The organism is Acidobacteriota bacterium (assembly GCA_016196035.1).
GTDB lineage: Bacteria > Acidobacteriota > Blastocatellia > RBC074 > RBC074 > JACPYM01.
Genome location: JACPYM010000022.1, coordinates 13,339 through 25,526, shown reverse-complemented (window position 1 = coordinate 25,526; position 12,188 = coordinate 13,339). Strand labels below are relative to the sequence as shown.

General features: G+C 59.6%; 8 protein-coding genes. 5 read left to right on the top strand and 3 right to left on the bottom strand.

The genetic code is table 11. From position 1 onward, the window contains the following. Nucleotides 1–79 precede the first annotated feature (79 nt). From HY011_07185 to HY011_07165, 5 genes are all read left to right on the top strand, one after another. Nucleotides 80–760: an ABC transporter ATP-binding protein gene (locus HY011_07185; GenBank protein MBI3422708.1), complete on the top strand. Its 681-nt coding sequence runs from the start codon at nt 80–82 to the stop codon at nt 758–760. 251 nt (nt 761–1,011) lie between these two features. Further along, complete coding sequence (locus HY011_07180; GenBank protein MBI3422707.1) at nt 1,012–3,456, top strand: ABC transporter permease; 2,445 nt, start codon at nt 1,012–1,014, stop codon at nt 3,454–3,456. A gap of 131 nt (nt 3,457–3,587) precedes the next feature. Further along, nucleotides 3,588–6,059 carry an ABC transporter permease gene (locus HY011_07175; protein ID MBI3422706.1) on the top strand — a complete coding sequence of 824 codons (2,472 nt, stop codon included), beginning with the start codon at nt 3,588–3,590 and terminating at the stop codon, nt 6,057–6,059. A gap of 369 nt (nt 6,060–6,428) precedes the next feature. Beyond that, nucleotides 6,429–7,607 carry a SpoIIE family protein phosphatase gene (locus HY011_07170; GenBank protein ID MBI3422705.1) on the top strand — a complete coding sequence of 393 codons (1,179 nt, stop codon included), beginning with the start codon at nt 6,429–6,431 and terminating at the stop codon, nt 7,605–7,607. A 317-nt stretch (nt 7,608–7,924) separates the two neighbouring features. Then, on the top strand, nt 7,925–10,360 hold the full coding sequence (locus tag HY011_07165) for an ABC transporter permease (protein MBI3422704.1): 2,436 nt from the start codon (nt 7,925–7,927) through the stop codon (nt 10,358–10,360). 152 nt (nt 10,361–10,512) lie between these two features. Here the strand turns inward: HY011_07165 and HY011_07160 are convergent, their stop codons facing one another. The 3 genes from HY011_07160 to HY011_07150 all read right to left on the bottom strand — a co-directional run bounded on the left by HY011_07160 (nt 10,513) and on the right by HY011_07150 (nt 12,101). Then, nucleotides 10,513–10,923 (bottom strand): hypothetical protein, encoded by a 411-nt coding sequence (locus tag HY011_07160; protein ID MBI3422703.1) that lies wholly within the window; start codon nt 10,921–10,923, stop codon nt 10,513–10,515. Further along, on the bottom strand, nt 10,920–11,585 hold the full coding sequence (locus HY011_07155) for a DUF998 domain-containing protein (GenBank protein ID MBI3422702.1): 666 nt from the start codon (nt 11,583–11,585) through the stop codon (nt 10,920–10,922). The genes HY011_07160 and HY011_07155 overlap by 4 nt, the downstream gene beginning before the upstream one ends. 84 nt (nt 11,586–11,669) lie before the next feature. Then, nucleotides 11,670–12,101, bottom strand: a complete 432-nt coding sequence (locus HY011_07150; protein MBI3422701.1) for a hypothetical protein — start codon at nt 12,099–12,101, stop codon at nt 11,670–11,672. Nucleotides 12,102–12,188 lie beyond the last annotated feature (87 nt).

Sequence of the window (12,188 nt, the reverse complement as noted above, 5' to 3'; positions counted from 1 at the left end):
CCGATGCTTGGCGTGGGTGCTGTCACACTGACGGCTGACTACTGACTACTGACTACTGACTACTCAGGAGAGACAGCTTATGAACGAATCATTGTTACGTATGGATGGCGTGAAGAAAGTCTTCCTCACCGACGAGGTCGAAACGCACGCGCTCTCGGGCATTCACCTGGAAATCGCCAGGGGTGAGTATGTTTCGATTGCCGGCCCGTCGGGTTGCGGCAAATCCACCTTGCTCTCGATTCTCGGCCTGCTTGATTCGCCGAGTGATGGCGAGTACCTACTCAACGGCAAGCCCGTGCAATCGCTCTCGTTGAGCGAACGCGCCCGCATACGCAACCGTGAGATCGGGTTCATCTTTCAGAGTTTCAACCTGATCGGCGACCTGACGGTTTATGAAAACGTCGAGCTGCCGCTCACCTATCGCGGCATGTCCTCTGCCGAACGGCGCGAACGCACCAATGCCGCGCTCGAACGCGTTGGCATGGCCCACCGTGCCAAACACCTGCCCTCGCAACTTTCCGGTGGTCAGCAACAGCGCGTGGCCGTGGCGCGCGCCGTCGTCGGCGATCCGCTCATCCTGCTGGCGGACGAGCCGACCGGCAACCTCGATTCGACCAATGGCGACGCCGTGATGGAGTTGTTGCGCGAATTGCATCGCGGCGGCGCGACGATCTGCATGGTGACGCACGACCAGCGCTTTGCGAACCACGCCGACCGCTCAGTGCATTTGTTTGACGGGCGTATTGTCGAAGAAGGCTAATCCAAGCGCATCAAGTCAAGGTCACAATGAGTAAGGTTGAGCGCGCACTTGCCTGGCGTGCTGTTTCCTGTGATGGCTTGGTGTAAGCAGGCGCGTGGTAGCGCGTTAGTACAGTACGGGGAGCGTAAGCGACCTGAGCCTCGGCATTAAACACACGCGAAATGCCAAGCGTTTTAGCGCCGGGGTTTAGGTCGCTCACGCTCCCCGTACTGTAGCGTTCGTCCCACTTTACTTTCTTTGAAGGAGCGGACATGGAAACCCTATTGCAAGATTTGCGCGTGAGCCTGCGGCGCTTGCGCAAAACGCCCGGCTTCACACTGATCGCCGTGCTCTCACTGGCGCTGGGCATCGGCGCGAATACGGCCATTTTCAGCCTCGTCAATACGATGTTCCTGCGGCCTTTGCCGGTTGAGAAGCCGGAGCGACTGGTCGCCCTCAACAGCGTTTCGTTCGACGGTAAACGCAATTTCCCAACCTTCTCGGTGCCCAATTACCGCGACATTCGCGACCGCAACGACGTGCTGTCGGGTTTGGCGACCTACCGCATCGCGCCCATCAGTTTGAGTAACAATGGGATCAACTCGCGGCTCTGGGGGTATCTGGCGTCAGGCAATTATTTCCAGATGTTGGGTGTGAAACCGGTGCTGGGTCGTTTCTTTACGCCGGAGGATGACAAGACGCCGGGCGCGCATCCGCTGGTGGTCATCACGCACGATTGCTGGCAGCGGCGTTTTGCGGGTGACGCGAATGTGGTCGGCAAGAATGTGCTGATCAACGGACACAGCTACACGATCATCGGCGTGGCCGCGCCGGGCTTTTACGGCACCGAGGTCGGTTATAAAACCGAGATGTGGTTCCCGCTGATGATGCAGCCACAAATCGAGACGGGCGGCAGTTCACTAGATGACCGTGACACTTTTAACTACTTCGTGCAGGGCCGTCTCAAACCCGGCGTCAGCGTGGCACAGGCCGAAGCCGCGCTCAAAAACATCGCTGCACAATTGGCGCGCGAGTTTCCCAAAGAAAACGACGGTCTGACGATTACGCTTTCGCCGCCGGGCCTCTTCGGCGCGTTCCTGCGCGGGCCGGTCATGGGTTTTGCGGGCGTGCTGATGGCGGTGGTCGGGTTGGTTTTGCTGCTGGCCTGCACCAATCTAGCGAACTTGTTGTTGGCGCGCGCGACCGAACGGCGCAAGGAAATCGCCATTCGGTTGGCCATCGGCGCGGGCCGCGCACGGCTGGTGCGGCAACTGCTGACCGAAAACGTAGCGCTGGCGACACTGGGCGGCGCGCTGGGGTTGGCGCTGGCCTATTGGCTGGTGGATGCGGTGATGGCGTTTCAACCGCCGATGGATATTCCGCTGACGACGGAAATGCACATTGATTATCGCGTACTGCTCTTCACCCTCGCGGTGTCGGCGCTGACCGGCTTCGTTTTCGGCCTGCTGCCCGCGTTGCAGGCCACCAAGCCAGAGCTGGTGCCCGCATTGAAAGACGAGACCAATATTGGCGGCTATCGCCGTTCGTGGCTGCGCGGCGGCTTGGTCGTGATGCAAGTCGCGCTGTCGCTGGTGCTGTTGATTTGCGCGGGCTTGGTCTTGCGCGGCTTGCAAAACGCGCAACGGCTCAGCCCCGGCATGGTTACGCAAAACGCTGTCGAGCTGTCGTTTGATCTGGGGTTACAAGGCTACGACGGGCCGCGCATACAGCAGTTCAAAGAGCAAATCCTGGCGCGGACGCGCGCCTTGCCGGGCGTGCAGTCGGTGGGGCTGACCGACTTCATTCCGCTGAGCATGAACATGAACAACAACGGGATTCACGTCGAAGGCCGGCCTGAGCAAAAGGGCGGGAACGTGCCGATGGCGATGACTTCGCGCGCCACGCCCGGTTTCTTGCAGGCGTTGGGTACGCCCTTGTTGCAAGGCCGCGATTTCACCGAACAGGAGACTGAAAACAAGCAGCGCGTCGCCATCATCAACGAAACGTTCGCGCGCCGCTTCTGGCCGGGCCAAGCGCCGCTGGGAAAACGCTTCAGTTTTGAGGGCGCGGCAGGGCCTTGGGTAGAAGTCATCGGCCTGATTCAAGACGGCAAGTATTTCAGTTTGAGCGAAGCGCCGGAGGCTTTCGTTTACGTCAACTTGCGCGCCGAGAGCGGCAGTTACCTGACGCTGGTCGCGCGTGGGGCAGGCGATTCGCCGGCGTTGCTGACCGCGTTGCATCATGAGTTTCAGCAATTGGATGGCAACCTGCCCGTCTACAACATGAAAACGCTGACCGAACACATGGCGGTGCCGCTCTTCCCGGCGCGGGTGGCGGCGACCTTGCTGGGCGCGTTCGGCCTGTTGGCCCTGCTGCTGGCGGCCATTGGGATTTTCGGCGTGATGTCTTACGCCGTCACCCAACGCACGCGCGAGATCGGCATTCGCATGGCGCTCGGCGCAAATGCCACCGGCATCTTCCGGCTGGTGGTCGGGCACGGTCTGACGCTGACAGCCAGCGGGCTAGGAATTGGCTTGGCTGTGGCGATTGCCGGCACGCGGCTGATGAGCGGCCTGCTTTATGGCGTCAACACGCTCGACTTGACGACCTTCGCCGGCGTTTCGTTCTTGCTGGCCTTGGTCGCCTTGCTGGCATGTTATTTCCCGGCGCGGCGGGCGATGCGGGTTGATCCGATGATCGCGTTGCGTTGTGAATAGGCGGTTGGCGGTTGGCGGTTGAAGTGCAGCGACCTGGGTATTCGGCCACAAAGCGATGGCGCAGAGGGCACCCCACCAGTCTTGTGCCGCCAACCGCCAACCGCCAACCGCCAACTTTTGAGGAGATAGTGATGCAAACACTCTGGCAAGACCTGCGCTACGGCGTGCGCGTATTGTTGAAACAGCCTGGCTTCACCTTGATTGCGGTGCTGACACTGGCCTTAGGCATCGGCGCGAATGGCGTCATTTTCAGTCTCATCAACGCGCTGCTGCTGCGTCCGCTGCCGGTCGAGCAGCCGCAAGAGTTGGCGGCGGTCTTCACCAGCGATTTCAGCAGCGGCGATTTCGGCGGTTCGTCCTATCCCGATTACGCGGATTTTCGCGCCCGTAATCAGAGCTTCACGGGGTTGGTGTCCTATCAGCCGCAACCGCTCAGCCTCAATGTTGATGGGGCGAATGAGCGCGCCTTTGGCGAAATCGTCAGCGGCAATTACTTCACGGTGCTGGGCCTGAAGCTCGCCTTGGGGCGCGGTTTTTTACCGGAAGAAGAATTGCGGCCCGGCGCGGCAGCGGTGGCCGTCATCAGTCACAAGCTTTGGCAAACGCGCTTCAACAGCGATCCGGCCACGGTCGGGCGCAACGTCAAACTCAACGGGCAACCCTTCACCATTGTCGGCGTCGCGCCCGCAAACTATGGCGGATTGTTGCGCGGCCTGGCGGTGGATTGGTGGGTACCCGCAATGATGGCCGATCAACTCGTGCCCGGCAGCCGGAATCTGACCGAACGCGGCAATCGCGGGATATTCGTTATGGGGCGCTTGAAACCCGGCGTCACCGTCGCGCAGGCGCAGGCCGAGTTCAACAACCTCGCCGCCCAGCTTTACCAAGAATGGCCGCAGCAATGGGACAACATCCGCCGCCAGGGGCGCAAGGTTTCCCTGATACCCGAAAGCGAAGCGCGCGTGATGCCGGGCGTGCGCACGCCGCTCGTAATTTTTACGGCGCTGCTGATGACCGTCGTCGGCTTGGTGTTGCTGATCGCCTGTGCCAACGTCGCCAATCTGCTGCTAGCGCGGGCGGCGGCGCGGCGCAAAGAGATTGCCATCCGGCTATCGTTAGGCGCGGGACGCGGACGCTTGATTCAGCAATTGCTGACCGAGAGCGTGCTGCTGGCCTTGCTGGGCGGCGTCGCGGGGTTGGCGCTGGCGACCTGGGGCGCAGATTTGCTGATGGCCTTCAAACCGCCGGTGCCTTTTCCGCTTGAACTCAATTTGCACGGCGATTGGCGCGTCTTCGGTTTTATGTTCGGCTTGTCGTTGCTGACCGGCGTTGTGTTCGGGCTGGTGCCGGCGCTGGCGGCGTCGCGGCCCGATGTTACCCATGCGCTCAAGGATGATAGCGGCGCAAGTAGCGGGCGCGGACGCTTGCGCGGGGCGTTGGTTGTCGTGCAAGTGGCGTTGTCTTTGTTGCTGTTGATTTGCGCCGGCCTCTTTTTGCGCAGCCTGCGCAACGCCAGTTCGATTGATCCGGGCTTTGACGCCGATAACCTGCTGGCAATGTCTATGGACTTGCAGCAACAGGGCTATGACGAAACGCGCGGGAAAATTTTTATCGAACAATTGCTCGACCGCACGCGTGCTTTGCCCGGCGTCATTTCAGCCAGCTTGGCTGATGACTTGCCTTTAGGTCTGGGCGGTTCGCGGCGCAGCGTCACCATCGAAGGCTATGCCGCGCAAGCGGGCGAAGACATGGAAATCCATTCCTCCACCGTCGCGCCCGGCTATGTTGAAACGCTGCGGATTCCGCTGTTACAAGGCCGCACCTTTGCAGCCCAAGATCGCCCTGAAGCGCCCGGCGTCGTGTTGATCAACGAAGCCTTTGCGCGCCGTTACTGGCCCGGCCAGCCGCCGCTCGGCAAACGCATTCAGATGGGAGGCGGCCCGAATGGCGCAAATGACGCGCCCTATCTGACCGTCGTCGGCGTCGTCAAAGACGGCAAATACACTTCGCTGGGCGAAGAAGCCACGCCGTTTCTCTATCTGAATCTGGCGCAACGCTACGTCGCAGCGCCGACGCTGATCATTCGCACGCAAAGCAATCCGACCGATTTGTTGGCGACCGTCCGCAACGAAGTCGCCGCGCTGGACAAAAGCCTGCCGCTCTTTGACGTGAAGACGATGCGGCAGCACCTGGGCATCGCCCTGTTACCGGCGCGGCTGGCGGGCAGTGTGCTGGGCATCTTCGGCTTGGTCGCCTTGCTGCTGGCCGCTGCGGGCATTTATGGCGTGATGGCCTATGCCGTCGCCCAACGCACGCGCGAGATCGGCATTCGCATGGCGCTCGGCGCGGATGCGCGGGCGGTCTTGCGCCTGGTCGTGCGGCAGGGAATGACGTTGGTGCTGATCGGTTTGGCCATTGGCCTGACCGCCGCTTTCGCCTTAACGCATTTGCTGAAAAGCCTCTTGTTTGGCGTGAGCACGGCTGATCCGCTCACGTTCGCCGGGATCGCCCTGCTGCTGATGTCGGTGGCCTTGCTGGCCTGCTGGATTCCGGCGCGGCGGGCGACCAAGGTTGATCCGCTGATTGCGCTGCGGTGCGAGTAGCTGTCGCGAATACGCAAGCTCTCTGACGAAGTAACGCAACCCGCCGAGGTTGCGCAGTTTCAGCAGCTACAGCCGGAAGCACAACGGAAACCGTTTTCGTAGTTGCTGAAACCGCACCACCTCGGCGGGTTGCGCTACATGAACTGCACGGCTCGGTACAAACAAAACGGGCTTGGTGGTGCTTGGTTGTTGGTTACTTTTGGGAATGCGCTATCCCACCAGCGGACACTTGGCGTTCCGCTCATTTTCATACGCCTTCTCTCAACCCATCCCAATTCAAAAGTTAGCCTTTCACCTTGCACTGGCACGCCGCTTGGTTATCGCTCTGTGTCTGCGTCTCCCGTTGTCAGTATGTAAAAGAGGTAAATCATGAATGCCAATGCCGTAACCGCCACCGCGCCGCTCGCCCCACTTGCTTTAATCGCCGATGACCATCCGGATGTATTGGCGGCGTTGCGCCTGTTGCTGAAAAACGCGGGCTTTCAGACCGAAGCCGTGAGTTCGCCGGCGCGGTTGTTGGACGCCTTGACGCAGCGTTCGTTCGATCTGGTGCTGATGGATTTGAATTACACGCGCGATACCACGTCGGGTGCGGAGGGGCTGGATTTGCTGGCGCGGATTCGCGCGTTTGATCAGACGCTGCCCATCGTGGCGATGACCGCCTGGGGCAGTATCGAACTGGCCGTTGAAGCCATGCGGCGCGGGGTCGGCGATTTCATCTTGAAGCCCTGGGACAATGCGCGCCTGTTGCAGACCTTGCGCGCGCAACTCGACGCGGGCCGCCAGCGCCGGTTGGAACGTCAGCAACAAACGCAACGCGACGAAGCGCAGGCCAGGGAGCTCGCCGCCGCGCTCGAAATTCAAAAGAGCCTCTTACCGCATACCATCCCGACGTTACGTGGCTGCGAATTGGCGACGGCTTGGCAGCCGGTGCGTTCGGTGAGCGGCGATTTTTTCAACGTGCTGCAATTCGATGAACGCAAGCTGGCCTTTTGCATCGGCGACGTGTCGGGCAAGGGGATGCCCGCCGCGCTGGTGATGTCGAATGCACAGGCGCTGATCAAAGCTTTCGCCTCGCCGCAATGCGAGCCGCGCGATTTGTGCGCGCAGGTCAATCGTGCGCTCAGCGTCCAGCTCAACAGCGGCAAGTTCGTCACCTTCTTTTACGCCTGTTATGACAGCGCCAATCGCAAGCTGCGTTACACCAACGCGGGGCACAACGCGCCTTTGTTGGTGCGGCGCGACGGCGCGTGTGTGCCGTTGCAAAAGGGCGGCACCGTGCTCGGCCTTTTCAGCGAGAGCCGGTTTGAACAGGGCGAAGTGCAACTCGGCGCGGGCGACCGCGTGTTGCTTTACACCGACGGCATTACCGAAGTCGTCAATGCGGCGGGCGAAGAGTTTGGCGAAGACCGCTTGCTGGCGTTCGTGCGGGCGCACCGCAAGCTGAGCGCCATGTCCTTGCAAGAACGCCTGCTGGCCGCCGCGACAGAGTTTTGCGGCGGCGATTTTCAAGACGATGCGACGTTGTTGGTCTTGGCGGTCGCTTAGAGCAGTTTGCAAATGAATGTCTGGCGCCAACCACGGGGAGCATAGGGGACACGGGGAAACCCCAACATTGACAGGCCGTGCGGCTTTCCCCGGCCCTGTGTTTACTTCCCCTTATCCGTACTTGAATTCCGATCCTTTTCACTTCGGTGTAGGGCAAAAAGCCGCGCAGCGGGACAGTACCGCGCGCGTGAGCAAGCGGCGCGTCAAGTACGGCAGACTGGCGCAACGACGTAAGCCCCGCTTGCTCACGCGCGCGGTACTGTCCCGCTGCGCGGCTACCGTACACGCAAATGAAAACCGATCTAGGAGGGCCTGAAATGTCATCCTTACTCTCAGACCTGCGCTTCGGCGCGCGCATGCTGTTAAAGAAGCCCGGCTTCACCTTGCTGGCTGTCTTCACGTTGGCGCTGGGCATTGGCGCGAACACCGCGATTTTTAGCGTCATCCAGGCGCTCGTGTTGAGTCCGCCCAAATTTGCCGAACCCGAACGCGTCGTTGCACTCTGGCGGACACCTAAAGACAAGCGCGTCGAAGGCTATCTCTCCTATTTGGAATTGCAGGATTGGCGCGCACAGCATTCGGGCTTCGAGGCCATCGCGGGCTACAAGCTGGATGGCTTTACCATCCTCAACGCAGGCCAGGCCGAGCGCATTCTGGGCATGCGTGTCACGGCGAATTTCCTTTCGTTGCTCAAAGTCGGCGTGCAACAGGGCCGCGATTTTCAACCTGATGAAGAACGGCGCGGCGCGCCACCCGTTGTCATTCTCAGCCACCAGTATTGGCAAAACCGTTTGGGAGGGAACCTCGCGGCGGTAGGTCAGTCGCTGACGTTGAATGGCGCCGCGTTCACGATCATCGGTATTTTGCCGCCTACGTTTGAGTTTCCGCTGGCCGCACAGAGCACCGACTTGCTGACGACCATCGCGGGCGAAGGCGGGAATCTAGACCAGCGCGGCGCACAAGTTTTGCGGGTGCTAGGCCGCTTGAAACCGGGCGTGAGTTACGCTCAAGCCCAGGCGCAGTTGAACAATGTGATGGAAAATCTGGCGCGGCAATATCCGCAATACAGCCGCGACACTGCTGCTTATTTTGTGGGCGTGGGCGAACAAATCGTTGGCCCTGAAATGCGGCGCGCGTTGTGGTTGCTGCTGGGCGCGGTCGGGTTCATTTTGCTGATCGCTTGCACCAATCTGACCAACCTGCTGTTGGTGCGGGCGAGCAGCCGCCAAAAAGAATTGGCTTTGCGCGTGGCTTTGGGCGCGAATACCTGGCGCATCGCGCGGCATCTATTGACCGAAAGCTTGCTGCTCGCCGTACTGTCTGGCGGCGCGGGCTTGCTGCTGGCGGCTTGGGGCCTGGGCGCGCTCAAATTCATAGGCGCTGACCAATTGCCACGGCTGGATGAAGTGCAGATCAATGCGCCGGTGTTGCTGTTTACGCTGTCGGTGTCGGTGCTGGCGGCGGTGCTGTTCAGCCTGCTTCCGATTCTCAAAGCTTCCCGCCCTGATCTCAACGAAGTTCTCAAAGCCGGTTCAAAAACGGCGACCGCCGCCGGTTCGTTGCGTTGGTGGCGCGATGCCCTGGTCGTGGCCGAAGTTGCGCTGGGTTTGGTCTTGCTCATCGGCGCGGGTTTGATGATCCGCAGCTTTGGGCAATTGATGAATGTAAACCCGGGCTTCGATGCCAGGAACGTCTTGACCGGGCGCATCGGCATGGCCCGCACGAATTACGCAACGCACGAAGCGCGCGTGCAATACATCAACCAAACACTCGAACGGCTCAAAGCTTTGCCCGGCGTCGAGAGCGCCGCCTTCGCCGTGCCGCTGCCGTTTAGCGGCGGCAATGTGTTCGGCGATTTCAGCATCGAAGGCCGCCCCAAACCCGAACCTGGAAAAGAACCATCCGCCAGCAACCGCAGCGTTACCCCGCAGTATTTTCAGGCGATGAAAATTCCACTGCGCCAAGGCCGTTACTTCACCGAACAGGATCAGCGCGGCGGCCCCGGCGTCGCCATCATCAACGAAACGTTCGCCAAACGTTATTTCTCGAATGAAGACCCGCTCGGCAAATACATCACCAACATCGGCGCCAATCAAAACGAAGGCGACCCCGAGCGCTGGCAAATCGTCGGCGTCACGGGTGACGTGCACCATGCCACTCTGACCAACCCGGCAAGGCCCGAAATCTATTTGCCCTATCAACAGAACAGTTGGACGTGGGGCAGTTTCTTTGTGCGCACAACCAATGACCCAGCGTTGCTCGCGCGCAGCTTTACCGAGCAAATCCGCAACGGTGACAAAGCCGTGCCGCTCACCAACGTGCAACCCTTGACCGAAGCCATCGCCATCACCGTCGCAGAGACGCGGTTTTATACTTTGCTGTTCGCCTTGTTCGGCGTGACTGGTTTGTTGCTGACCTTGACGGGCATTTACGGCGTCGTTTCTTACACCGTCGCGCAACACACCCAAGAGATTGGCATTCGCATGGCGCTCGGCGCACAAACCGCCGACGTGCTGAAACTGATCGTCGGGCACGGTATGGTATTAACAGGAATTGGTATCGTGCTTGGTGCGGTGGCTGCGGGTGCGCTCACACGTTTGATGGGCAATCTGCTGTTTGGTGTCAGCGCGGCTGATCCGCTGACCTTTGCCGCCATTGCTTTGTTATTAGCTGTGGTGGCGCTCGTGGCTTGTTATATCCCGGCTCGCCGGGCGACGAAGATTGATCCGATGATTGCGCTGCGGTACGAATAGGAAAGCCTGGGTACGCACCGCTTCTAGCGTGCAGGTGTGGCATCGGACGTGACAATTCCGGAGGGTTTTCCTTCGGCATCAATTCGTCCAATCCCACACCTGCACGCTAGAAGCGGTGCGTACCCAGGCTGCGGCATTCCTTTAGGGAAATTTCAAGCTACCTGCTTCTCAACTCGCTGCCGCAGCAACCCCACCAAGACGAACAACGCAAAAGGAATCGTGTTAATCAGCGGCCCAGCAACTGACTTGAAATCACCCCTGGCGTCCACCCAATGCACTAGCGCGAGTAATCCCCAGAACGTCGTCAGCGCCCAGTGAAAAGGTCGGCTTTGTTCGTAATGGCGGATTGCCCAGAATGTCATCAACCCCGCGAACACCAGCAACGCGCTGAACTCTTGCAGGATGTGCACGGCATTCAGATCACCGCGCCCGACGTTGAAAATGAGACTCTGAAGCGCTTCTGGCAACAAGCCGGTTCGCAACAGCAAGACCGTGCCTCCAGCCAGCAGCAAGAGTGTGCCAACGAATCCGTAGAACGATTTGGTGAGTGTTTGAATCGTCATGACCTGAAAATGGAAAAGCCCGTGAACATCAACCACAGCGGCAACGGATAGGCGGCCACACGTTCCATCCCGCCAATGCCCAACCCCAGATAATGGTCTGTGATGAAGAGCGCCGTCGCTACTAAACCCACTGCGCCGGAGACGATGGAATAAACCGCTAACCTGCGTTTGTCACGCGCCTGCCACAGCGCGATCCCCAGCACGGCTAGCCCCAAGTTGCCCAACACGAAATGGCCCACTGCGCCGAGGCGATGCAACGCGATGGTTTCGTTCTCAGGGTAGATGCCGACGGCAATAATGCCCAAGCCCGCCAGCGCCAGAATCGCCAGACCAGCTACCTTGGCCCAGCCGCGCGGGAAGGCCGCACGCACCAGCGCGCCGCCCGCCAAAATCGTCAGCCCCAGCACGATAAACGATGCATTCATCCAGGCGTGCCACGGCGAACAGACATACGAGGTGGAATCCAGCGGATACGGCGCGCAGGTCGTGTTCCCTAGATCGCTGATGAAATTCTGCGACAGGCTGAACGGCGTCGTCCACGCTGATTGCACGACGGCCTGGGCAATAAAGAACTGGACGGCCAGCAGCCAGATGCTTGCTCCGAGTTGAATTGCACGCTTAGTTTCGGGGCGTTGAGCTGACAATAAATCTTCGCTGGTCAATAGGTTTTCTTCCTTCCTGATTCCATGTTCTATCGCCGCTACGGGCAGACAACGTCTGCTTAGTCCCAGAATCATCTGTGCCCGCTATTCGAGTGGAACTGTCCTCTCTGTAATGCTCAAAGGGGTTTTCACTCGGCGCTCAAGAAGAGGGTCGGTCGTCTCTCTAAGTTGTGGCGGTTGCTGTTCTGGCTGGAGTTGAATGTGAATGTCGCCAATCGTGGTTCTCTCTATTGGCAGTTTTTCCAATAGATACTCTTCAGACCGCAAAGCGTTCTGATCGTTAATCATAAAGTACAGATACGCGACTACGTAAAGAAGCACAGAAAGGCCGGTTGCGGTGCAAAAGAAGATACTCGTCCACTTCGGCACGCCCAAAAATAGTTGGAGAAAAATAGCCACCACAGTGGTCGGGGCAAGAATGCCGGTCATCCAGATGATCGGCTTTAGTGCCGTCGAGCGAGAGCCCTTTAGCACGCTGTTCGGGCCTTGATTGGAGATGGAATGTGACTCCGGCATCTTTCATTTCCTCCGCTTGCGGGTCGTCTGGTTGCGCTGTTCTGCGCTGCTTTCGTTGAGTTGGAAACAAATTTCGTTCAGCAGCTA